Annotated in this window: 19 protein-coding genes; 4 read left to right on the top strand and 15 right to left on the bottom strand. The window is 66.8% G+C overall.

The features are described 5' to 3' along the window. Positions 1 to 4: 4 nt before the first annotated feature. Positions 5 to 1495, bottom strand: coding sequence for a protein kinase domain-containing protein (locus tag GBA63_RS01335; protein WP_166172766.1), 1491 nt, complete (start codon positions 1493 to 1495; stop codon positions 5 to 7). A gap of 270 nt (positions 1496 to 1765) precedes the next feature. Between GBA63_RS01335 and GBA63_RS01330 the strand changes: the two genes are divergently transcribed. After that, complete coding sequence (locus tag GBA63_RS01330) at positions 1766 to 3436, top strand: M14 family metallopeptidase (protein ID WP_166172764.1); 1671 nt, start codon at positions 1766 to 1768, stop codon at positions 3434 to 3436. Positions 3437 to 3469: 33 nt separating this feature from the next. Here the strand turns inward: GBA63_RS01330 and GBA63_RS01325 are convergent, their stop codons facing one another. The 5 genes from GBA63_RS01325 to GBA63_RS01305 form a co-directional block, all read right to left on the bottom strand. Further along, positions 3470 to 4585: a serine hydrolase domain-containing protein gene (locus GBA63_RS01325; RefSeq protein ID WP_228282431.1), complete on the bottom strand. Its 1116-nt coding sequence runs from the start codon at positions 4583 to 4585 to the stop codon at positions 3470 to 3472. Positions 4586 to 4915: 330 nt separating this feature from the next. Then, positions 4916 to 5176, bottom strand: coding sequence for a hypothetical protein (locus GBA63_RS01320; protein ID WP_166172760.1), 261 nt, complete (start codon positions 5174 to 5176; stop codon positions 4916 to 4918). 75 nt (positions 5177 to 5251) lie between these two features. Next, positions 5252 to 5743 carry a thioredoxin domain-containing protein gene (locus GBA63_RS01315; protein ID WP_166172758.1) on the bottom strand — a complete coding sequence of 164 codons (492 nt, stop codon included), beginning with the start codon at positions 5741 to 5743 and terminating at the stop codon, positions 5252 to 5254. Between the two features lie 3 nt (positions 5744 to 5746). Continuing rightward, entirely contained in the window at positions 5747 to 9286 is a 3540-nt protein-coding gene (locus GBA63_RS01310) for an efflux RND transporter permease subunit (protein ID WP_166172756.1), read from the bottom strand. Continuing rightward, the gene (locus GBA63_RS01305; RefSeq protein ID WP_166172754.1) at positions 9286 to 9774 is read right to left on the bottom strand and encodes a MarR family winged helix-turn-helix transcriptional regulator; all 489 of its coding nucleotides are present in this window, start codon (positions 9772 to 9774) and stop codon (positions 9286 to 9288) included. Before GBA63_RS01305 ends, GBA63_RS01310 begins: the two co-directional genes overlap by 1 nt. Before the next feature lie 134 nt (positions 9775 to 9908). Here GBA63_RS01305 and GBA63_RS01300 point away from each other — a divergent pair, with 134 nt between their 5' ends. Continuing rightward, entirely contained in the window at positions 9909 to 10853 is a 945-nt protein-coding gene (locus GBA63_RS01300) for an alpha/beta fold hydrolase (protein WP_166172752.1), read from the top strand. Positions 10854 to 10905: 52 nt separating this feature from the next. Here the strand turns inward: GBA63_RS01300 and GBA63_RS01295 are convergent, their stop codons facing one another. The 5 genes from GBA63_RS01295 to GBA63_RS01275 all read right to left on the bottom strand — a co-directional run bounded on the left by GBA63_RS01295 (position 10906) and on the right by GBA63_RS01275 (position 16245). Then, positions 10906 to 11310 (bottom strand): hotdog fold thioesterase, encoded by a 405-nt coding sequence (locus GBA63_RS01295; protein WP_207957010.1) that lies wholly within the window; start codon positions 11308 to 11310, stop codon positions 10906 to 10908. A gap of 66 nt (positions 11311 to 11376) precedes the next feature. Then, a complete protein-coding gene (locus GBA63_RS01290) occupies positions 11377 to 11844 on the bottom strand; it encodes a GNAT family N-acetyltransferase (RefSeq protein ID WP_166172750.1) in 468 nt (155 codons plus the stop codon). Between the two features lie 59 nt (positions 11845 to 11903). Then, complete coding sequence (locus GBA63_RS01285; protein WP_166172748.1) at positions 11904 to 14006, bottom strand: DUF6077 domain-containing protein; 2103 nt, start codon at positions 14004 to 14006, stop codon at positions 11904 to 11906. A 120-nt stretch (positions 14007 to 14126) separates the two neighbouring features. Next, positions 14127 to 14741, bottom strand: a complete 615-nt coding sequence (locus GBA63_RS01280; RefSeq protein WP_166172746.1) for a hypothetical protein — start codon at positions 14739 to 14741, stop codon at positions 14127 to 14129. A 10-nt stretch (positions 14742 to 14751) separates the two neighbouring features. Then, positions 14752 to 16245 carry a sulfatase gene (locus GBA63_RS01275; protein ID WP_228282257.1) on the bottom strand — a complete coding sequence of 498 codons (1494 nt, stop codon included), beginning with the start codon at positions 16243 to 16245 and terminating at the stop codon, positions 14752 to 14754. 248 nt (positions 16246 to 16493) lie between these two features. On the opposite strand from GBA63_RS01275, the gene GBA63_RS01270 reads away from it, so the two are divergent. Both GBA63_RS01270 and GBA63_RS01265 read left to right on the top strand, forming a co-directional pair. Then, positions 16494 to 17483 carry an NAD-dependent epimerase/dehydratase family protein gene (locus tag GBA63_RS01270; protein WP_166172742.1) on the top strand — a complete coding sequence of 330 codons (990 nt, stop codon included), beginning with the start codon at positions 16494 to 16496 and terminating at the stop codon, positions 17481 to 17483. A gap of 58 nt (positions 17484 to 17541) precedes the next feature. Beyond that, a complete protein-coding gene (locus tag GBA63_RS01265; RefSeq protein ID WP_166172740.1) occupies positions 17542 to 17787 on the top strand; it encodes a hypothetical protein in 246 nt (81 codons plus the stop codon). A 24-nt stretch (positions 17788 to 17811) separates the two neighbouring features. Here GBA63_RS01265 and GBA63_RS01260 read toward each other — a convergent pair whose 3' ends face one another. The 4 genes from GBA63_RS01260 to GBA63_RS01245 form a co-directional block, all read right to left on the bottom strand. Next, on the bottom strand, positions 17812 to 19068 hold the full coding sequence (locus GBA63_RS01260; RefSeq protein WP_166172738.1) for a lipopolysaccharide biosynthesis protein: 1257 nt from the start codon (positions 19066 to 19068) through the stop codon (positions 17812 to 17814). A 146-nt stretch (positions 19069 to 19214) separates the two neighbouring features. Further along, on the bottom strand, positions 19215 to 20324 hold the full coding sequence (locus GBA63_RS01255; RefSeq protein WP_166172736.1) for a winged helix DNA-binding domain-containing protein: 1110 nt from the start codon (positions 20322 to 20324) through the stop codon (positions 19215 to 19217). Between the two features lie 161 nt (positions 20325 to 20485). Then, positions 20486 to 21538 carry a DUF2304 family protein gene (locus tag GBA63_RS01250; RefSeq protein WP_166172734.1) on the bottom strand — a complete coding sequence of 351 codons (1053 nt, stop codon included), beginning with the start codon at positions 21536 to 21538 and terminating at the stop codon, positions 20486 to 20488. Positions 21539 to 21540: 2 nt separating this feature from the next. After that, positions 21541 to 22740: an NAD-dependent epimerase/dehydratase family protein gene (locus GBA63_RS01245; RefSeq protein ID WP_166172732.1), complete on the bottom strand. Its 1200-nt coding sequence runs from the start codon at positions 22738 to 22740 to the stop codon at positions 21541 to 21543. Between the last annotated feature and the right edge of the window lie 289 nt (positions 22741 to 23029).

Below are 23029 nucleotides of genomic sequence, written 5' to 3'. Positions count from 1 at the left end.
TGCTCTAAAAAACCGGCTGCGGCAGGTCCTCGGGCGTGGCGTAGACCGTGACGGTCGAGCCTTCGGGGACGAGCGTGCCGGCGGCTGGTTCGGTGGCCCAGGTGACGCCGCGGGCGGCGAAGCCCTCCCGGTAGTCCCTGACATACACGACGTCGAGGCCGCTCGCCGCCAGGGTGTCGGCCGCGTAGTAGTCGTAGTAGGCCGTAACGTCGGGGACCGGGACGAGCGACCTGCGGGGCTCCTGCTGCTCCCGGCGGGACGCCGTCTCCGCGCCAGGGGCGGCCGGCTGCGGGGCGCTCTCGGTGTTGGTGGGGTCTTCCCGCGCCCCGTCGGGGTTCTGCGGTTCCGCGGCCGTCTCCTGGGAGGATTCCGGCGGCGTGGGCGCCGCGGCCGTGTCGGTCTCGACGGGGTTTATGCGGTCCAGGGCGCTCTGCACGCCGTCCTGCGGCAGGCCCACGTAGCCCGAGGCAAGGGCGGCGGCGCCGCCGAGCAGGAGCAGGAGGGCGAGGACCGAGGCGAGGACGAGCCCGCCGCGCCGCCTGCGGGGCGATGACTTGGCCGTCTCGGTCGCGCGGGAGGCGACGGGGAGCGGCCCGACCTCTATGTCGTCGAGCATCGCGCAGGCGGAAGGGTAGCGGTCCCTCGGGTCCTTGGCCAGGGCCTTCAGGATCACGGCCTCCATGCCCGGTGAGATCTTCTTGTTCAGCCGGCGGGGCGGGGTCGGCTGCTCGCGCATGTGCTGGCGGGCCAGGCTCTTGACGTCGCCCGAGAAGGGCGGCCTTCCGGTGAGGCAGTGGTAGAGCAGAACCCCGACCGAGTAGATGTCGCTCTCCGGCTTCGCCTCGTCGCCCCTGAGCTGCTCCGGCGACATGTAGCGGGCGCTGCCGACTATCTCCCCCGGCTCGCCGCCGGCCAGGTCGTCCTCCTCGACGATGCGCGCTATCCCGAAGTCGGCCACCTTGACGGTGCCCTCGGGGGTGAGGAGGATGTTCGATGGCTTTATGTCCCTGTGGATGATCCCGCGCCTGTGCGCGTACGAAAGCGCCCGCAAGAGTTGCTCTGCCATCCGCCTGACGAACGCCTCGCTCAGCCGCCCCCCGCCCTGCCCGCCGAGGAGCCTGCCGAGGTCCCTCCCCGCCACGCACTCGACGACTATGAACGGCACCTCGCCATCCTGCGAGATGTCGTAGACCTTGACTATGTTCTCGTGGTCCAGGGAGGCCATCGCCCGCGCCTCCTGCCTGAAGCGAGCCTGGAAAGAAGGCGTCTCGGCGTAGTGGCGGTGGAGCGTCTTGAGCGCGACGGAACGTCCGAGAATGGCGTCCTGGGCCTTGTAGACGACCGCCATCCCGCCCGAGCCGAGCGTGCTCTTTACCCTGTACCGTCCCGAGAGGACGGTTCCAACCGAGGTCTCCAGCGCCCTACCACCTCTGACCGTACCCAGCCTGTAATACAACAAAATTATAAAGCCCCCGATGCCCTCCAGAAACGGCATCGAAGGAGGATAACGACGTTACCCAAGATAGGGAGTCATGTCAAATCCGCGGGCCACATATAGTGGCCCGCGGGCGCTTTCGGCGGTCGGCTTTCAGCTGTCAGCTTCTTCCGGGAAGCGCGTTGTCGTGGCGGATACAGAGGTTTTCGGGCTTCTCTCGGATGGGGCCTGCCTCCCGAAACATCGAACCACCCCTGTTGCTGACGGCTGAAAGCCGACCGCTGAAAGCTTTAATATCCTCTCTCCGAACCCAAATTACTCAGAGGTGACATGAAGACGACCTTCGACAGGTACCTGCGCCACGAAGAGCTGACGCGAACCCTGCACGCGCTCGCCGAAGAACATCCTGCCCTGTGCCGGGTCGAGCCCGTAGGGAGGAGCGTGGAGGGGCGTGAGATCTGGCTGGCGGAGCTTACCAACGGCGAGACCGGACCCGCCTCGGAGAAACCGGCGTTTTGGGTGGACGGCAACACCCACGCCGGCGAGGTAACAGGCTCGATGGCCGCGCTGTACCTGATCGAAAACCTCCTTGAGGGATACGGCAAAGACCCCCTCGTCACCCGCCTCCTGGATGAGCAAACCTTCTACGTCCTCCCCCGCATCTCCCCCGACGGCGCCGAGCACTACCTGATGACGCCCCACACCCTTCGCTCCAACCCCCGCCCCTGGCCCGAGCCGGAGCCCGACCCGGGCCTCCAGCCCGAGGACGTCGACGGCGACGGCAACGTCCTCCAGATGCGCGTCGAGGACCCAAACGGCGAGTGGCGCGTCTCGGACGGGGACGAACGGCTGATGGTGCCGCGCGCCCCGGACGAGGCGGGCGGCACCTACTACCGCCTCTACAAAGAGGGCTTCTTCAAGGACTTCGACGGCTTCGAGAGGAAGATAGCGCGTCCCTTCCACGGCCTGGACATGAACCGCCAGTACCCCTACCGCTGGCGGGAGGACGCCGACCAGGGCGGCGCCGGCCCGTATCCCCTCTCGGAGCCGGAGTCCAGGTCGCACGTGGACGCCCTGCTGGCCCGCCGGAACGTCTTCTCGATCCACAGCCACCACACCTTCTGCGGCGCGATCTTGCGCCCCTACTCCGACCGGGACGACAAGGAGATGCCGGACCACGACCTCGCCGTCTACAAGGCCATCGGCGACCGCGGAACCGAGCTGACCGGCTACCCGAACATCTCCGTCTACCACGACTTCCGCTACGAGGAGAACAAGTTCATAACCGGCGCCTTCGACGACTGGGCCTTCGACTACTACGGCGTCTTCGCCTTCACCATAGAGTTCTGGTCCCTGCCCGCGGCCGCCGGCGTCGAGGTAAAAGACTTCATCTCCTTTTTCCGCGACCCGCCGGAGGAAGCCTCCCTCAAGATGCTCGCCTGGAACGACGGGGAGTTGGGCGGCGAAGGCTTCTCCCCCTGGACACCCTTCGACCACCCGCAGCTAGGGCGCGTCGAGGTCGGCGGCTGGAAGACCAAGTTCACCCACCAGAACCCGCCCCCGGCGTTTCTCGAAGCCGAATGCGAAAAACTGTACCGCTTCGCCCTCGCCCACGCCTCGACAGCCCCCCGCCTCGAAGCGGAGCTACGAGCCGAACGTCTCTCCCCCGGCGTGCGACGCCTGGAGTTGCGGGTCGAGAACACGGGCTACCTGCCGACCAACGTCACCCGCCTCGCCGCCGACAAGAAACTCGTCAAGCCGGTAAAGGCCGCCTTGAGCCTGCCAGCAGGCGCGACCCTCATCTCCGGCGAGCTCGAGGCGGACCTGGGCCACCTCGCCGGGCGCTCGGCGCTCGTGGGCGGCGGGTGGAAAGGACCGGCGTTCTTCCAGGGCCTGCCATCGGACTACGCCAGGCGCCAGGTCTGGGTCGTCCGGGGCGAAGGTGCGGTCGGGGTGGAGGTCCGCAGCGAGAAGGCCGGAACGGTGAGGCTGGAAGGGTAAATCTCGGTTTCGGGGGCCCGCGTCGTCCTTGATCTACCAACCGTTCGCGGCGTACTTGGGAAAGAGGATTCTAATGATGTCCCGGGTGATGGCTTCGGCGGCGGGTTCATCGTACGGGTCGGTTCTGTTGACGTTGATCACCAGGACGGCGTCCCTCTGGGGCAGGTAGAGCATCTGGCTGTTGAAGCCGAAAAGGTCGCCACCGTGCCCACAGAAACCGCCCGCGTTCACGATGCCTTCTCCGTACTCGATGTGACCCGGCCACCCCCGTACGGGCCGTGTCTGGAGGCGCGCCCCGTGCGTTTCGGGTTCGAGCAGCTTCCCGGTACACAAGGCCCTGGCCCAGATCTTCAGGTCCGAGACGTCCGAGATCATCGCGCCTGCCCCCGCTATCGGCGCGGGGTTTATGGTCGTCGTGTCCACCAGCTTCACGCGGGCGATGTCCCGGTGGTAACCGTGCAGGCTGCCCGGCAGGTCGTCCTCGACGGGGTAGATGGTGTTCTTCATGCCCAACGGCTCGAGGACGTTTCGGGTGATGTGGGTGCCGAGGTCCTCACCGCTGACCCTCTCGACGATCTCTCCGAGAAGGATGTAGTTGACGTTCGTGTACTCGGTCCTCTGATCTGGAGGGCGGCCGAACCGGGCCGACCTGCCCATCGAGCGTTCTATCACCTCCCCGGTGGAGATGCCGGCGAGACGGTCCTCCTTGTAGGCGTCCCACAAGATGTCGATGTCCGACGCTTCCGCGATCCCGCTGCGCATGCTGAGGAGGTCGTCTATGGTGATCCGATCGGCGTTCGGAAAGTCCGGGTACCATCGGGACAATTTGTCGGATTTGCTGATTTCGTCCTCGTCGACGAGCCGCAGTACGGCGGTGGCCACGAACGTCTTCGTGATGCTGCCGATACGGAACGGGTCGTCCACGTTCCGTACCTCTCCCGTCTCGAGGTTGGCCTTGCCTTTGGCGACAACGTACCGGCCTTCGCCGGGCACCCACACGCCGACCACGGCCCCGGGCAGGTCGTTGAACCGCATCTGGTCCGCGACGGCATCGTCCAACTGCCGGACGACGTCGTCGGAGAAACGGGGAGCGTCCCGGGCATCGTTCCCGCAACCGAAGAACGGCACGAGGGCCGATAGAAAGACCACCAAAAGGCACGATAGCCCCCTCGCCGGAGTCCCCAGCAGCGGGGCGCCGCACCACCTACGTTCCCCACGGACCTCGCGCTTGGTCACCCCGGCCTGCCACCGTTGATACACAACCTACGAGGTCAGAATCCTACAAAGTTGGGGTCGGCGCATCACGCAAACGGGTGATTCTTGGATGAAGCCCAGAGCGGGTTGCAAGGCTGTTTGTAAAGCTATCAGCGGTCAGCTTTCAGCCAAAGGCAACAAGCTGAAAACGAGGGCCGCAGGCCCGAAGCGTGCTGAGAGCTGGCGAAGCCAGCGTGCTGAGAGCTGGCGAAGCCAGCGTGCTGACTAGCTTATCTCTTTCACCCACGCGGCGGTCCAGCCGGTCTCCGAACGGACGTAGTCGCCGCGCCAGGAGACGCCTTTGAGGCGGTCGAAGAGGCGGGCGGCTTCGGTTGGGTCTTCGAGGCCTATCTCGGCGCCCAGGGCTTCCACCTCGCTGCGTGGGACGTGGACCGGGATGGTCTCGAACCTTTCTTTGAGGGCTTCGCGCATCCGGATCTGCTGCCGCCTGTCCGGGGTCCGGTGCCTTCCCTCCCTGATGGCCATGCCGACCTCCTGTGCCGGGTCCTACTCCGTCCAGTCTGTAGCCTGCCTCGCTACGAGACTGTCGTACAAAACACGTTAACCGCTTTCGAGGGCACCGAGCACCGCCTCGACGGGGCCCTCCCCCTGGTACGAGAGGGTTATGTTCGAGTCCCCGTCGATTACGGTTATGGCCGCGGCGCGGCCCGTGTCGCGGGCGCCGTACCGCCGGCTCACCCGTCCTCCCCAGTCGGGCAAGAAGACCAGGTAGTCGGCGGGTTCCACGTCCGGGGGTAGTTCGCGCGTCGCCTGGTCGTAGGCGTTGCCGAGGACCAGGCCGACGGTTATCCAGTAGGCCGGGGGGACGATGGAGAGGTCTATGACGCTGGCGACCAGGACGTCCTCGGGGTCGGGGAAGCGGTTGCGGACGGCGTGGTTGATCTCACGCGCCGTCGGCGCCGTGCCCTGCAAATGGAAGATGAGCACGACCTTGCGTCCGGCCTGATCCCGCAGGCCAACCCGCCGCCCGGAACCCGCGGCGACGAGGTCGAAATCCGGCGCCAGCTCCCCGCTCTCTAGCCTCGCTTCCAAGCTTCAGCCCTTCTTTCGCCTGAGGCCGCCCCTGACGAGCGAGTAGCCGACGGGGACGACGAGAAGCGTCAGGAACGTCGAGGTGATGAGGCCGCCTATCACGGGTATGGCGAGGCTGCTGGAGATGAGCGCGCTCCCCCCGCCGCCGAACCCGAAGGCGAGCGGGATGAGGGCGAAAATGGTGGCGAGGGCGGTCATCAGGATGGGGCGCAACCTGGCGCGCCCGGCCTCGAAGATGGCGGCGTCCACGGTGTCGTGATGGTCGCGGGCGTTCTGGGCGAAGTCGACCAGCAAGATCGCGTTCGAGACGACAATACCTATCAGCAGCAAGACGCCGAGGAGGGCCGGCAGGCTCAGGGCCGTCCCGGTGATGAGCAGGGCCCCGAAGGCGCCGGCCGTCGTGAGCGGGACGGCGAGCAGGATGATAAGCGGCGTGACGAGGGAGCCGAAGAAGACCACCAGGATCAGGTACACCAGCACGAGCGCCACCAGTATGGAGAGGAGCAGGTTCCTGAAGCTCTCCTCGATGTCCTCGCTCTCCCCCCCGACGCTCGCCGTAACGCCGTCGGGAAGGTCCAGCGTCGGCAGGGCTGCGTTCACCTCATTCGAGACGGAACTCGTGTCCTCGGAGGTGATGGTGCCCGTCACGGTCACGGCCCGGTCCCCGTCGTCGCGGCTGATGGCCGACGGCGCCTGGACCTCCCTGACCTCGGCCACGTCCCCCACGGTCTGGCCCGAACCCAGGGGAAGCCCGCGGACTTCCTCTATGGAATCGACCGAGCCCTCGGGCAGGCCGATGGCCACGGGCTCGTCTCCGAGCGTAACCTGGGAGCCGGTGCCGCCGAGCAGGGTCCCGAGCGAGGTCGAGACGGCGCCGGGGGAGAGGCCGGCCTCCGCGGCGTCGGCGGCGTTGACGGAGACCTCTATCTCCGGGCTGACCTCGGAGAGGTCGCTCTGGACGTTTGTTATGTCGTCGTTCTTCTCGATCTCGTCGACCACGGTCTCTGAGGCCTGCCTGAGCTCGTCCTCGCTGCCGCCGGTTATGGTGACCTCGATCCCCCCGGTCGGCGGCCCCTGCTGCAATACCTGGACCTGGAAACCCTCGCCGTAGAGGTCGCGCCCCTCATCGGCCAGCCGCGAGAGCGTCCGCTGCACGTTCGCGTTCTCCCCGACCACGACGAAGGCCTGGGCCTGGTTCCCCGTGCGTAAAGGAGAGTCCGGGTTGAAGTTGTCCTCCCCACCGATGGAGAGCTGGTAGCTCTCCACGCCGCGGTCCTCGTTCATGAAATCTTCGAAAGGCCGCAGCTCATCGCTGGTCTCGCCGATGGCGGTCCCAGCCGGCAACTCGACGGTCGCCTGAAGCAGGCGCTCCTCGCTCGGCGGAAAGAAGCTGACCGCGAGGAACGGTATCGCCGCGAGCCCCCCGACGAAAGCCAGCAGCGCCAGAAGCAAGACCGCCAGCCTGTGCCTGAGGCTCCAGAGCAGCAACGGAGCGTAGAGGTTCACGAGCAAACCGTCCGAGTCCTCGCCGCGGCGGGCGGAACGCCGCGCCGCCCGCGCCGCGAGAAGCGCCAGCCCCACGACCACCAGCGCTGCCACGGCCCCGGCGACCACCAGGAAGACGGGCGAACCCGTGTCTATCCCGCCAACTACGTTTCGCACGCCATCGGCGATGCCGCCGAGACCATCGACGAGGCCGTCCGGGACGAAGGAGAGCCCGTTCAGCAACCCGGCACCCGCCGCGACCACGGCCCCGGCGAAGAGCGCGCCGATCACCAGCGACGAGAAGACCAGCAAACGCAGCGCGCCGGGTCCGCGCCCGTTGGTCCGGCGCGAGCGGCGGCTCTCGTAGTCCAGGTACCCGTCGTCGTAATCTTCCGGGTCTATTTCGCGGTCGTCCTGTTCCGTCCGCGCCTCCGGGATCGCCCCCCGCTTCGCCTGGCGCTTGATAAAGACGCTCGTCAAAACCGGGATTACCGTTATCGAGACGATGAGGGAGGCTATGAGGGCGAAGGCCACGGTAAGCGAGAGCGGCAGGAAGAACTTGCTGACGATGCCGCCGACGAGCCCGAGCGGCAGGAAGACGGCGGTGGTGGTCAGCGTGGAGGAGGTGATGGCGCTCGCCACCTCCGTCGTGCCCTTGAGGGCCGCCTCCTCCGGGCTGTAGCCCTCCTGGACGTAGCGGTAGGAGTTCTCGAGGACCACTATAGCGTCGTCCACCACGCGCCCGACGGCTATCGTCAGGCCCGCGAGGGTGATGATGTTCAGCGTCAGGTTGTCGGCCCAGGAGAAGAGAAGCGCCGCCAGGATGGAGGTCGGCAGGCTCACCGCCGTTACGAGCGTGGCCCGCAAGGAGCGCAGGAAGAGGAAGATGATCCCGACGGCCAGCAACCCGCCGATGAGCGCCTTCTCGACCAGCCCGTTTACCGACTCCTCGACGTCCTCGGCCGAGTTGAAGACGACGATAACCTCGTCCTCCCCGAGGTCCTCGCGCACCTGCCCGAGCGCCCGCGTGACGCCCTCGGCGACCTCGACGGTGTTCGCCTCCGGTTCCTTGACCACGTTCAACCCGAGGCTCGGCTCGCCGTTGGTCCGGGAGATCCCGGAGATGTCCGAACTCGACTCGCTGACCTCCGCCACGTCCGAGAGCAAGACGGGCTCGGGCGCCTCCGCCGTGGGAGCCGCGCTCGCCGCCGCCGAAGCAGCCGCCGGCGCGGACGCGCCGGACGGGGGCGCCGACGCCCCGGCCGGCGCTCCGGTTGGCGCACCAGACGGGGCACCCGTGGGAGCCGCCGGGGCTCCGGCGGCTCCCACGGGCAGGTCGCGCAGATCCTCGACCGTGGACAGCTCGCTCGTGGTTCGGACGGGGGTTGCGAGGCCCTCCACGCTCACGTCGCCGACGGGGGCGTTCACGTTGGAGCCCTGGATGGCCCCGATAATCGCCTCGGCGGGTATCCCGCGCTCTTCGAGCTCGGCGGGCTTGAGGTCTACCTCGATCTGGCGCTCCGAGCCCCCGACGAGGTCGGCGCTCGCCACGCCCTCGACGTCTTCTATGAGCGGTATGGCCTCGTCCTCGGCGTACTCGGTAACGCGGGCGAGGTCGCCGTCTTTGGCCGAGAGGGAGACGTTGAGGATCGGGAACTGCGAGGCGGATTGGCGGTTCACCTCGGGGGCTACCGCCTGTTCGGGGAGGGAGACGCCGTTTATGGCGTCGTTGATCTCGTCTTCGGCCTGCTCGGTGTCCACGTCGAGCCCGAACTCGACGACGAGCACGGAGAAGCCGGGCGAGCTGGTGGCCTGGACGCTCTCTATGCCCTCGATCCCCTCGACAGAGTCCTGCAACGGCTGCGTGACCTGCTCGTCCACCAGGTCCGGCCCGGCACCCGGCACGGGTGTGGAGACGGTGATGAGCGGGAACTCGATGTCGGGCAAAAGCTCCTGGTTGAGCCGCGTCGTCGCGTAGGAGCCGGCCGCAACGAGGATCACGGCCGCCAGGAAGACGACGGACTTGTTTTTCAGGCACCAGCGGACTATCGCCTGCACTAATTGTCCTCCCCGGGCACCCGTCCGAGCGCCGCCGTGATCTCTTTGAGGCCCTTGTAGAAAGCGACCGCCTCTTCGTCCGTCAAAGCGTCGAGGGCGGAGTTCAGCTGGGTGCGCCGGACGTCCATGATCCTGCGCGCCACCTCGTGCATCCCCGGCACGTAATCGACCAACACGACCCTCCTGTCGTCAGGGTCGTGGCGGCGTTCGATCATGCCGTGCTCCGAGAGCCTGTCCACGAGCTGCGTGGCCGCCGGCCGCGATACCCCTAAAGTGTGGGCGATGTGGCCTACCGAACAAGGCCCCTTCGCGAGCGCTATGAGAACCTGTATGTGGCCCGGCGAGATGTGCGCGTCGGACGGAAACGCATGCTCGGGCGCCCCGGCTTTCACGGAAGCCTCCATCTCCAGCGGCACCGGACGACTCAACTCACGCCCCAACTCCGGCAACAACAACACGATCTCGTCTACCAACTTTTCCCGGTCCACACCCGTCCCGTCCGCGTATTATTAAGCTACTTACTTAACTCGCTTAATGGTATGCGAGGACATGTGTCTGTCAAGGGAGTTTTTCGCGGGGTATGGAGATCGGGTACGATCCGGTCCGCCGGAAGGTTCGTGAGATGGGGAGGTTTATGGTCAGGCTGAAGGCTGCCGTGGCGGCCGGTGCTGCGGGCGGGCTCTGGGCGCTGAACAGGAGGTTGGAGAGGACCACTTCCCCTGCCAGGTTGGGCGGCGAGGCGCGCCGCTACCGTTGGGGTGGGGGGAAGATCGCTTACTCCGTTGCCGGGGAAGGCGAGCCGCTGCTGCTGGTTCACGGCGTCTACGCGGGGGCGTCCTCGCTCGAGTTCCGGGCCAACTTCGAGGAGTTGTCCAAGAGCTTCAGGGTGTACGCCCCGGACCTGCTCGGGTGCGGGTTCTCCCAGAAGCCCCGGCGGCGTTACGGGCCGGAGGACGTTACCTCGCAGGTCGAGGGCTTCGTGAGGGACGAGATCGGGGCGGGAGCCCACCTCGTCGCGAGCTCGCTCTCCGCGGCCCTCGCCGTGCCTGCCGCCGTGCGGAGCCCCAGGCTCTTCAAGAAACTCGTCCTCATCTGCCCGACCGGCTACGGAACCCTGGACCGCCCTTCCGGCCTTCTCGGGGACGCCGTCTACGGACTCTTCCGGGCGCCGGTCGTTGGTAACAGCCTCTACCACGCCCTCATTTCGCGCGCCGGCATCCGCTACTACCTGGAGAAGATGGCCTACCGCGACCCGAAGCTCGTGACCGACGGGGTGATCGAAGACTACTACCGGGCCGGACACGGACCGGGTGCCAGGCACTTCCCCGCGGCCTTCGTCGCCGGCAAACTCAACCTCGGCATCTCGGACCTCTGGCCCAGGGTGCCGCAGAAAAGCCTCCTTTGCTGGGGCCAGGAGGCAAAGACCGTACCCCTCTCGGGCCTGAACGGCTTCACGCGGAACAATCCCCGCGCCGAACCCCGCGTCTTCAGGGACGCCTCCCTCCTCCCCCATATCGAGCGGGCCGGGACGTTCAACGAAGAAGTACGGAGGTTCCTGTCCGGGTAGGGGTGCGCCCGTTTTGGTGGCGCCGTCCCCACCGAGTGGGAAAGGGACGGTATCAGGACGGTTCGGCGGCGACGACGGCGACGGTGCAGCGCGAGATGCAGACCGTCTTGTCGTTCTCGTCGGTTATTCGGACCTCCCAGACCTGGCTCGTGCGCCCGACGTGGGCCGGGGTGCCGACGGCCTTCAGCGTTCCGCTCCTCTTCGGGCGGACGTGGCTGGCGCTGATCTCGGAGCCGAAAGCGACCTTGCCCGGCGGGCAATTGAGGTAGCCGCCGATGCTCGCCACGCTCTCGGCGAGCACTACGCTGACCCCGCCGTGCAGGTACCCGAAAGGCTGGTGGTGCCTCCCGTCGACCGGCATCGTGGCCACGACGCGCTCCGGCGTGAGCTCCACGAACTCGACGCCGAGGCTCCCGGTAACGCCTTCGTCGTTCCTCATAAGGTCTTCCAGGTTCAAGGCCCTCACCTCCCATTCGTAGCCGCAACGACCGCCGGCATACTAACCCACCACGGGCCCGGGACCTTACGGACCCAGCACCTTCTCCATCGAAAAATTCGTGAGCTCCACGCCGCCCCTCGCGACGGTGTTGCGCCGCAGAACAGAGAACCCTTTGCGCTCGAAGAACGGACGGGCCGTGATGCTCGCCTCCGTAAAGATCCTGCCGACCCCAAGCTCCCTGGCCCGTTCCTCGACCGCCGCGTAGAGCAGAGACCCGACGCCCCGGCCGACGACGTCCCACCGGCAGTAGAACATGTCCAGGTGCCCGTCCTCCTCGAGCTCGGCGAAACCGACCACCCCATCGTCTCCCCCGACGACCAGCGTGTGCCGCCCGGACATCCGTTCGTGCCAGAGGTCCGGGTCGGGAGGAGCCGGCGCCCAGGCTCGCACCTGCTCCGGCGAGTAATCCCCGAGGTTTACCGCGCGGACCGTCCCGTAGAACAGGCGGCAGATCTCCCCCGCGTCGTGCTCTCTGTAATCCCTGACGATCAACCCGCTCCGCCCATGACGACGGGGTAGCCGACCGCTGAAAGCTGAAGGCTGATAGCTCCCTACCCAGGCAGCCCCCGGCGGTCCACGCTGTACATGCTGTAGCGTTCGCCGGGGACGTCGAGCGGTGTAAAGCCGGGGGTGTCGAGGAGCTGTCCGTCGAGGGGGGTGTTGGCCTTGAGAAAGAGGTAGTCGGCCTCGTAGCGGCGGAGGATGCTCGCGGCCTCGGGGATGCTCGGGCCGGAGAAGAATCGGTTCATGTCCAGCGCGCCCTGGGGGCGTTCGATCTCCCCCGGCACGCGCTCTTCGAGGGCGGGGAGGATGCTCAGGATCAGGTTCCCCCTCAGGCTCGCCACGTTTGCCTCGGCCGAGTGCGCCGGGATGATGGTGTTCTCCAGGTCGGGCGCGAGCACGACGGCCGGCTCGTCTATGTTGTCCCGCATCCAGCGGAACGCGGGGTCGAGCGGATACGCGAACGCCTGGGGGACAGACCGCGTGGCGAGCACCTTGTTCATGGCGACGCCCGCCGCCGGCGAGACCGCGACCATCAGGACGCAGACGAGCGCGAGGGGCAGAAAAGGCGCGAGGCCTGGCCGCCAGTTCCGCCGCGCGAGGACTATGCCCGCGTGGCGGGCGCCCTCCCAAGCCATCCACCCGACGATTAGCGGGGCCACCAGCGTTATGGGCCAGGCGAGGCGCCAGATCTGGCCCGGCAGCACCACGTTGTCCCCGACGAAGGTGGTGAGCGGCGGGAAGAAGCAGACGGCCGTGACGAGCAACAGCACCCCGAGGAGCAACCGCGCGGCGAGGCTCGTCTTTACCCGCCAGAACAGGAACGGAAGGCCGGCCAGGTAGGCGAACGCTACGACGGGGTTCAGGATCAGGGACGGGTGCATCATGTAGTAGCCGCCCCCGAGCAGGAGGATGCGCCGCCACCCCGGCCTGACGAAGACCGCGTTCGCGAGCACCTCGGGGTCGTGGGCGTTTATATCGGCGCCCTTGAGCACCGCCGAGAGGGGCTCGCCGGTCGTCACGACGAACAGGAGGGGCAAGACGAGGATGCTAAGCAGCGCGGCCCCGAGCGAGATCACGGTCCTCCAGACCACGGGGTCGCGCCATTTGACCGCCAGGTGGGCGAGGCCGAAACCCGTCACGCAGAGGCCGATGATAGCCAGCCCGACCGGGTGCACGGCCACGACGGACCAGCACACGAACCCGAAGAAGAGCAGGTGGCGCTTCTTCCGGCCCTCCAGGAACGCGGCAGCCAGGCAGAGCGAGACGGGAAGGAAGAGGAACCGGGCCGTGAACTTGTCCTCGACCGCGCGCGTGATGAACTCGCCGCCGAATGTAAAGATGTTCGGGCCGAGGTATAGGAGAAAGAAGAGCGCGTACACGGTGCCGGCGACGAGCGCTGCCGCCTCGTTCTTGAGTAGCAGGCGCATCAGGGCGTAGGCGGCGAGCAGGGCGAGCACGACGACCGTCGGGTTCAGGTAGCGCAGGACGAGGTCGATCGGGTCGATGCCGGAGACCCTGGAGAGGGCGGCCTGCTCGAGTAACCAGCCGTTGATCCTGACGCGCGAGGCCCCCGTCTCGTTGCCGAAGTACGGCTCGAAGCGGGCGAGCGCCTCCGTGTTCAGGAACTCCCGAACGTAGGCCAGGTAGACCCACAAATCGTTGTACGAGTGGGGCACCCGCATCCGGGACGCGTAGGCCAGAACGGCCCCCGAAGCCACGAAGGGCAGCCAGAGCAGGCGCCGGGCCCCCTCCCCCGTGCCGGAGGCCATCTCGACCGGACGGCCGCGCGTGAGGGCGAAGACGAAAGCGGCGAGCAAGAACGCGGCCACGACCGCGCCCGAGACGAGGAGGTAGAGGTCGAGGCCGCTGTGCGCCATCAGGAACGGGACGCCAAGCATCCCGAAGAGGCCCGTGCTGAGCACGAACGCCACCGGCAACGCCGCCACCCCGGAGAACCGTTCCCCGAGAAACCAGCGCGTGGCCAGAAGCCCGGGCGCCAGGTACAGGACGAGGGTGGCCGCGTAGAGTACGCCGGGGAAGGCAGAAAGCCCCCCCCTCAGGGGCCAGAGCGCGAGTGAGGCGAGGACGCCGGCCAGCACGACGAGAAACTCCGGTGAGCGCGCGCGTTGCGCGAGCTTGGCCTTTCCCAACACCACCCTCCTAGAAAGTCGCCAGCGCGCGGTGCGGCCGTTCGGCGGTGGCAATTCTAACAAGCAGGCGCGACCGAGACCCGCCTGGCCGGGAGACCCGGCGTCCCGAAAACCGGCCCCTCACCCCTTCGCGGCGGCCCCGCCGCGCGCGGACCGGCCCGAGCGCCAGGACAGGAACCCGTCGACCGCCAGCGAGAGGCCCAGCCACGCCCATCCGAGGCCGAAGAGCATCCAGAGCGCAGCCCCGAAAGAGCCGAGGTCGACGACGAACGCGACCAGGCCGCACAGGGAGCCCACGACGAAGGGCAGGAGGCCCCAGGTCGGGAGCGCCCCGTCCCGCGGGGCCGCGACGCCGAACAGGATGGACCCGACGCCGAGCAGCAGCAGGCCGATCCGGAACGCGCGGTAGGCCGGCGCCGTCATGATGTAGACGTCGTCCAGCCCGAGCCAGTAAAGGCCGAGGTCGCCCGCGACGACGAGGACGAGCCCGAGGAGGGCCAGCCCGAACCCGATCTTCTGCAGGGTTCCAGAACGGCCCCACTGCAGGATCTGGACCCCAACCAGCCCCGCCAGGAGCAACAACGGCGCCGACGGGAAGAGCTTCCAGAACACGTTCGGCGTGCCGAAGGCGGTCTCGGAGATGGAGGCGCCTACCGGGGAGAGCGTCCACAGCACGCCGCCCGGCACCACCAGCAACCCGGACCACCTGACCAGGAACCAGACCAACCGGCGCACGACCTTCATCCTAGTAGCTGGGCAGCGGGCCGCCCGCGTCCTTTATCACGTAGTCCGTGAACATCTTCTTCGCCACGCCGGGGTTCCCGGAGGAGACGTTCTTGTCCATCTTCGGGTCGTTCTCCAGGTCGAAGAGCTTCGCCTCGGCCCCGTCGTAGCGGGCGAACATCGCGTAGCGGTCGTCGCGGGCCCAGACGTGGTCGTGGTAGCCGGCCGTGAAGTACGGGCGCGCCTCTTCGGTCTCGCCGCCGTCAAGAAGCGGGGTCAGGTCCTGGCCCTGCAGCGGGGACGGGGGTTCTATGCCAAGGGCGCCAAGTATCGTCGGGGTAACGTCGTGGGTCGAGACGAAAAAGTCGCTCGTCTTGCCGGCCGACTTGCCCTGGGGGTGCTTGATCATGAACACCGTGTCCGTCAGCTCGGGGTAGAGGGCCGTGACCACTTTCCCCGCGTAGCCGTGCTCCCCGAAGGCGTGGCCGTGGTCGGAGAGAAAGACGAACATCGTGTTCTCCATCAGGCCGAGCTCCTCGGCCTTCTGCATGAAGTTGCCGAGCCAGTGGTCCATCATCGAGACCTCGCCGGCGTAGAGGGCGCGCATCCTCTCGAGTTGCGCCTCCGTCATCCAGTCCGAACGGCCGCTGCTCGAAGTGATGGGCTCGGGGCCGCCGTAGCCGTCTGAGTACATCTTCGTATACTTCTCCGGCGGGTCCCAGGGCTCGTGCGGGTCGTAGACGTCCACCGTCAGGAAGAACGGCTGGCCCTGCTGGGCGGCCTCCAAGAACTCCATGCCCTTCAGGAAAACCTGGGGGGCGAACCAGTCCTCCTCGCGTTCGCGGCCCAGGGTGTTCGCGTAGTACTGGAGCATGATCTCCTCGGCGTGCGAACCGTTGGGCCCGCCGATAAGCGCCTCCTCTATCTTCTTCTTGGACTCGGCCGTCTGCGGCCTGAAGAAGTCCCGCTCCTGCCCCCGGACGAAGTGGAAGGCGTGGAAGCCGCGGTGGAAGTCGTAGAAGGGCCTGAACTGGTGGAGGGTGTCCGTCACGAAGAGGTTGTAGAAGCCTTCCTCGCTGAGTATCTCGGCGAGCGTGGTCTGGTCCCTTGGGATGGGCTGCCAGCCCCAGAGGCCGACGTCCTCGGAGTACCACCGCTCCCAATTCTTGAAGGGGAAGGTCCTGATACCCGTGTGGATGCCGCGCCGGGCGGGGATGGACGGAATGGATTCGGGGTAGGAGCGCGTGAAGCGGAGGCTGTCCTTCGCAACCGCGTCGAGGTTCGGCGTTTTGGCGACCTTCGAGCCGTAGGCGCCCACGTGGTCTTTTCTCAAGGAGTCGATCAAGACAAGGACTACGTTCATCCGGGATCCCCCACTCGGAAGGTACTCTTCTGGCATCTGCGTGATCGTGTTGGTGAAGCTGCCGCACCCGGCCGCCCCAAGCGTGGCCGCCCCGGCAGCCCCGGCGCCCGCGACCTTCAAGAAATCGCGGCGTGTCAGGGTACGGTTGGTCAATCTGTTCCTCCTGACGGCCATGGCGGGAACCGCGGCGGGCCGTCTGTGGTTTCGGGATTCTCTCTCGGAGCGGGTGCCCCGCTTTTCTACAACGGCCCGCCAAACGGCGCCGGGCCGCCGGAGATTGTAACGTGCCGCGCCGCTCTTCGCAGGAGAGGCCCGGGGCTCGCGCTCCGTCCCTGGTTGCATTAAGGTAGGCGCGGCAAAAAGACGGGCGCGCACTTTCACGATTCGAAGAGGAGATCGGTTTGAACTGGCTCATAACGGGCGGCTGCGGGTTTATAGGGACGGCCCTGATCCGGTCCCTCAAACAAGAGGGCAACCACGGCATCCGCGTCGTCGACAACCTCACCGTCGGCGACCGCGACGACTTGAAAACGGCGGCGGAATTCGTGGAGAAACCCTCGGAATCCCCGGGCCCGATAGACCCGGACGGGCCCGTCGAGCTCGTCGTCGGCGACATCACGGACGCCGACCTCGCCTTGCGGGCGGCCGAGGGCGCGGACGTGATAGTCCACCTCGCCGCCAACACCGGCGTCCTTCCCTCCGTCGAAGACCCGATGGGCGACTGCCGGAGCAACGTCTTCGGCACCCTGAACTACCTCGAGGCCGCCAGGCACAACGGCGTGGGTCGGTTCGTCTTCGCCTCCAGCGGGGGGACCGTGATCGGGGACGCGGAACCGCCCATCCACGAGGAGATGGCCCCCCACCCGGTCGCGCCCTACGGCGCCAGCAAGCTCGCCGGCGAGGGCTACTGCTCCGCCTACTTCCAGACCTTCGACATAGGGAGCGTGGCCTTACGCTTCGGCAACGTCTACGGCCCGCTCTCGGGCCACAAGAACAGCGTCGTCGCCAGGTTCATAAAAAGAGCCGCAGGCGGGGAGACGCTCGAGATCTACGGCGACGGCACCCAGACCCGCGACTACATATTTATCGGGGACCTGGTAAGGGCCATAAAGCTCTCCGCCACCACAGAAGGCGTCGGCGGCGAGACGTTCCAGATCGCCACGAGCGCGGAGACGACCGTCCGCGAGCTCACCGACAAACTCCTCCCCGCCCTGGCCGAAGCGGGTGTCAAGGACGTCGAGGTCCGCTACACCGAAGCCCGCCGCGGCGAGGTCCGCCGCAACTTCGCCGACACCTCGAAGGCCAAACGCCTCCTCGGCTGGCAGGCCGAGACGGACCTCGATGAGGGCCTGCGCCGCACCGTGGAATGGTTTATGGAGAAGAACCGCTAGAAACGGGGTATATCCTGGATGTCGTAGGATATGTTCGGCAGCGAACCGGGAGGCAGCGGTGGAGAGAGAAGGGCCAGAGGTAAGGGCGGGCAAGGAGCGCCGGATGGCTATGGCGGAGGAGATCCGCAAGCTGGAGCTTGTGCGGGACAGGCTGCGGGGGGTCGAGGAGATCGCCCAGACCTATCCCGAAGGCCACGACATGCGCACCCGCCTCGACGACCTGCACCTGGAGCGGGTGATCTCGGCCGTGGAAGAGGAACTCAGGGACCTCTGGGACCGAACCCTCCACCCCCGCGGAACCTGAAAGTCGGGCTACAGGTTTCGGGTCTCAGGAAGGTCTGCGGCGGGCGATGAGGTAGAAGATTATCTGGGCGAGGGCTGCTACGGTTGCGCCCACGGTGAGGGAGAAAGAGACCCTCTCGACCACGCCGAGGTTCAAGGTCGCCACGCAGAAGATGGAAGCAAGGAGGCCGAGTAGCCAGCCGAAGGCGGCGAGGCGTTCGCGTCCGAGGGCGAAGAGGGCTTGATTTAGGGTCTCGGAGAGTATGTAGAAGGCCGCCATCGCCGCCAAGGCTACGAGCACACCCCGGCTCGCCTCGAAGTCCGCGAACAGCCTGAGCCCCCACTCGCCCAGCAGCCACGTCCCCCCTACCATAATGGCGCCGACGAGGCCCACGATGCTCGCGGCCCCGACCACGAAGCGGTTGAAGGAAGCACGGCCTTCCGTAGAGAGTATGCGGCTGGCGCGGGGCAGCAGGGCGCCGATGGCCGGGCTCAAGACGTACTGCGGGATTCGGGTCAGGATGAGCGCGGCGCCGAGGACGGCGACCTGGGCGTTGGTACCCCCGAGAAGGCTCGCGAGGATCGGTCCCCCGTTCATCAGGGCCTGGGCGAAGGCCATGCACGCCAGGACCGGACCGGCGAAACGGAAGGCTTTGCCGGCGGAGAACGACTCGCCTTCGACGTCCGGGACGGCGACGGGCGCCGGCCGAACGGCGAGCACGCCGATCACCGGCGCGAGCACTATGGCGAGCGCGGGTCCGAACACGCCCCAGCCAACGAACAGCAAGACGGCTGCCAGGAGCAGACGTCCCGCCGCCTCCGCCACGATCTGCCCCCCCAGGCGGAGTGACTGCCGATGCCCGTTGAAGATGCCGCGCCGGAAGTACTCCGGCGCGTAGAGCGCCACGACCAGGATAAAGGCCGCCGTCAGCCACCAATCCTCGAAAACGGTCGCCGTTAGCAACGGGCTGGCAAGCAACGCCACGACAACGAACACGCCGAGCAATACCGCCTGCCAGCGCATCACCGAAGACTCTACCGGTCGCCAGTTCTGGCCCTGCGCCTCACGCTCGGCTATGTAACGCCCGAGGGTCTGAGTACCCCCGACCCAAAGGACCTGAACCGTCAGAAAGGTGGCCGACCACAGAAGCGCGAGGGGCGCATAACCCTCTTCTCCAAGCGTCCGGGCCGCCAGGCTGTGGAAAGCATAGGTCAGCACGCCGGAGATCCCGAACGAAACCGCGATAGCAACGCTACCCGCCCCCGCGCCCTGCCTTCCCTTGAGTACGTTCGCGAACCTCACACCGCGCATCTTACGCCATACGATGGGGACCGGACGCGGGTCCGTGGACCTGTCGGTTGCGTAAGGGCGGTTCGCGAACCGCCCCTACGTCCGTCTGTCGGTGTGTGGGCGCGTAACGGTTGCCCCTTACACCGACGCGCCGGGCATCAACCGGGTGGCGCGAAATGGATGTCGATCTCCGGTTCGCCGTCGGTGGCGAAGCGCAGGAGGCGTTCGCCATCCTCGGCAAGCGCGTCGCGGTCTTCTGTGGACAGCGGCGCGAACGGTTCGACGATGAGGGATGCCGCATTTTTCGTTTTCTCGATCTTCCACACCCCGGCCACGAAACCGTCGAGCAGGAAAGTCGCCCTGACCCGCGCCGCCGAGAGAAACACTTTCTTGCGGTCCTCGTCGGCGATAACCCTTCGCCTGTCGGCGTGGGAGAGTACGAGGTTGTCGTACTCTGGCACGAAGCGGGGCGGAGCGAGGGCGTCGGGCGGTGGCAGTGGGGCGTCCGGCAGATCCAGCAGTTCGCCGCCGCGCTCGTCCCTGAGCAGACGCAACTCACCCTTCATCTCCTCAACCGGCCCTTTCAGGCGGACGAGGCCGGACCACGCCTGGAAATCCTTGACGCTCGCGGGGCCAAACGCCGCCAGGTAGCGGAAGAGGAGGTCGCGCAGGGCGGCCTCGGGGTCCGGCGCCGGTGGGCCGAGCCTGGATTCGGCGGTCGCGTAGGCGGCCGCGGCGCCGGAGCCCCACGTGCCGCCGGGCGGCACCTGCACGAGCGGGAGGTGGGCCCGCACGGCGTAGTTGAGCGCGTCCCCGTCGCGGCCCGGTTCGACCTCCGCGAGCACCCTCTTGAGCTCGCCCATGGTGCGCGGCGCTTCGTCCAGGGCGTCACGCGCCGCCGCTACGAGCCTCCGGATCTTTACGTCTTTCGCCCTCTTGCCGAAAAAGGCGTTCAGGGCGCGCACGAGGGCGGGCTGGAGGGCCGGCCACAGCGAGAGGTAGTCCTCGGCCGCCATCAGATGCAGGGTGGAGCGCATGAGCGGAGCCCGGACGACCCGCCGACGCTCCATCAGACCCGTAAGATCCCCGCGCCCGAAGTCGCGCAACCTCGTCCAGAGCCCGACGTAGGGCGGGTTCGGCACCTGCGCCTGAAGTCCGACCAATCGCCGGACCGCCTCATAAGGAGAGACCTCCGCCCGTTCGAGCAGCATCTGGCGGGCGAGCGTGGCCCGGTTCAACTCCCGCAAAGACAGGACGCGCAACGTCAAAGGGCTTTCCCACTACCGAACGGCGAAACCAGTGGCATCCTCACCCAAGAAGAATACGCCAAGCCCCGCCGTCAGACACCACAAACCTGATGTCTGGCCCCCTCCGCAAACGACCAACACCCGGCCAAAAACAAAAAGCCGAAAGCCCGCGAAGCGCCGTGCTACCTGAGCCAGGTCGAGATGATGACGCGGAAGACGCCCAGCGGGTAGGCCAACCTCGGGGGCTTCTTCGTCTCGCCGGCGGCCCGGGTCATCATGGAGACGGGGACCTGGTGGAAGCGCAGCCTGTTCCTGAGGGCTTCGAGGGTGATCTCGTTGGCGTTGAAGCGGTCTTCCCGGAGGTCCATCTTGTGGAGCTCCGAGACCCTTATGGCCCGGTAGCCGTTCGTGCAGTCCGAGACCTTTACGCCTGTGAGAAGCGAGATCAGGCGCGAGAAAAACACGACGCCGACGTGCCTGACGCTCCCCGCCTCCTCGTAGAAGCCCATGAACCGGCTCCCGAGCACGAAGTCGGCCTTCCCCTCGATGATGGGCCCGACGAGGCGGTCGAGCTCTTCCGGCTTGTACTGTCCGTCGGCGTCGAGGTTGACGACGGCGAGGGAACGCTCGGCCTCGGCGATGGCGAAGCCGGTGCGCAAGGCGTCGCCCTGGCCCCGGTTGACGACGTGGGAGACTACGGGGACGCCCTCGGCCCTGGCCCTGGCCGCCGTGGCGTCCTTCGAGCCGTCGTCCACGACCACGGTCTTGACCTCGTGGCCCAGGACCTCGTCGGGGATGCGGCGCAGCACGCCCTGGATGCCGCCTTCCTCGTCGTAGGCCGGGACGATTATCAGGATCTCGCCGGGGTGCCCTTCGAGCCTCTCCTTGGGCGAGAGGTGCTTCTCGGTGTACTCCTTGACGGCGAGGCCGGTGACGATCTCGCCGCTCTTGCGTCCCGCCAACCGGACCCTACCCAAAAGGTTCAGAAAGAGCGCGAAGAGCAGGAGGTTCGCCAGCCCGAGCAGGGCGAAGGCGCGGTTCTCGAGGCCGAGCAGGCGGCTTACGGGCTCGAAGATCTGGGGCACCACGGAGACGAGCGCCACGCCGAGCGCGATCGCGAGCGAGAGGAGCAGGTCGAGCCTGCTCCCCCCGCCGCGGAACTTGAAGATGCCGTACGCCACGAAGAGCAGCGCAATGACGACGCCGGCGATGCTTATGTGTTCTGCCGCGAACATCCTTACCGATGTCCCTCCTGCTGGTGCGCGATCTCCTCCCGCGGCCTCCACAGCGAGGTGGCGGGGATCTTCGAGGTGTCGCAGCGGTGGGCGTACCGGCGGGCTATCTCGGTGACCTCCTCCAGCAACCCTTCGCTTAAAGTGGTCGGTTGCAGGCCCAGGTCCAGGAAGCGATCGTTGCGGACGTGCAGATCGTTCTCGGCGGCCTCGTTGCGCGGATTGGGCACGTAGTCTATCTCGGCACCCGTGCGCTCGGAGACCATCTTGGCGAGGTCGCGCAAACGGTGGGTCTCGGTCATCTGGTTGTAGACGTTGACGCGGTCGCCCCTCTCGGGCGGGTTCTCCAGGGCGAGCTGTATGCAGCGCACGGTGTCCTGGATGTGGATGAAAGCGCGGGTCTGGCCGCCCGTGCCGTGGACGGTGAGCGGGTAGCCCACGGCGGCCTGCATCAGGAAGCGGTTGAGGACGGTGCCGTAGTCGCCGTCGTAGTCGAAGCGGTTTATGAGGCGCTCGTCCAGCCTGGTCTCCTGGGTCTGGGTCCCCCACACGATGCCCTGGTGCAGGTCGGTGACGCGCGTCCCGTCGTTCTTGTTGTAGTAGGCGAACAGGAGCTGATCCTGGGTCTTGGTCATGTGGTAGATGCTGCCGGGGTTAGGCGGGTAGAGGATCTCCTGCTCTACGAGCTCGCCCTCTTCGGTCTCGACCTTGACCGTCAGATACCCCTCGGGGATCTGCATCCCGGCCGTGCCGTAACCGTAGACGCCCATGGTCCCCAGGTGCACCACGTGGGTGTCGAGCCCGCTCTCGGTGATCGCCGCCAGCAGGTTGTTGGTAGCGTTGAGGTTGTTGTCCACGGTGTAGCGCTTGTGGTAGCTGGACTTCATCGAGTAGGGCGCGGCCCGTTGCTCGGCGAAGTGGATGACCGCGTCGGGCTGCCACTCGAGGAGCAGATCAAGAAGCCGCTGGTAGTTCTGGGCGACGTTTATGTTGTGGAAGTCTATCCGGTTGCCGGTCAGCTCCTCCCAGACGCGAAGGCGCTCGCCCATGGGGCGGATCGGGGTGAGGGACTCGCATTCCAACTCGACATCTATCTTGCGCCGGGAGAGATTGTCGACTATGGCCACCTCGTATCCCTGCGCCGAGAGGTGCAGCGAGGTGGGCCAGCCACAGAAGCCGTCGCCGCCGAGAACCAGTACCTTCATTTTTCGTGCTCCCTTCTTCCGGGCATCTGTCGCGGATCACACCGCTTTTTTCGCGCTTCGGCCCGCGCCGCACACGCCAGCCGCCGATTGTATAGGATAAACGGTTAAACGGTTCTTAAACCCCGGTAAACGCTCTGTTCAACCTCACCGGCACGCCGGACGCGACAGGCCCTGCCCGTCAGGCTTTACCCGACGGCATGTATATTAACCCATATTAATGTCTATTAATAACCCATGGCCGGCTGAAGTACAATGTCCCGGCCCGAAACCGGACCGAGGATGATCCGCA

The organism is Rubrobacter tropicus, from assembly GCF_011492945.1.
Classification (GTDB): domain Bacteria; phylum Actinomycetota; class Rubrobacteria; order Rubrobacterales; family Rubrobacteraceae; genus Rubrobacter_D; species Rubrobacter_D tropicus.
This window is presented reverse-complemented; position numbering and strand designations above follow the sequence as displayed.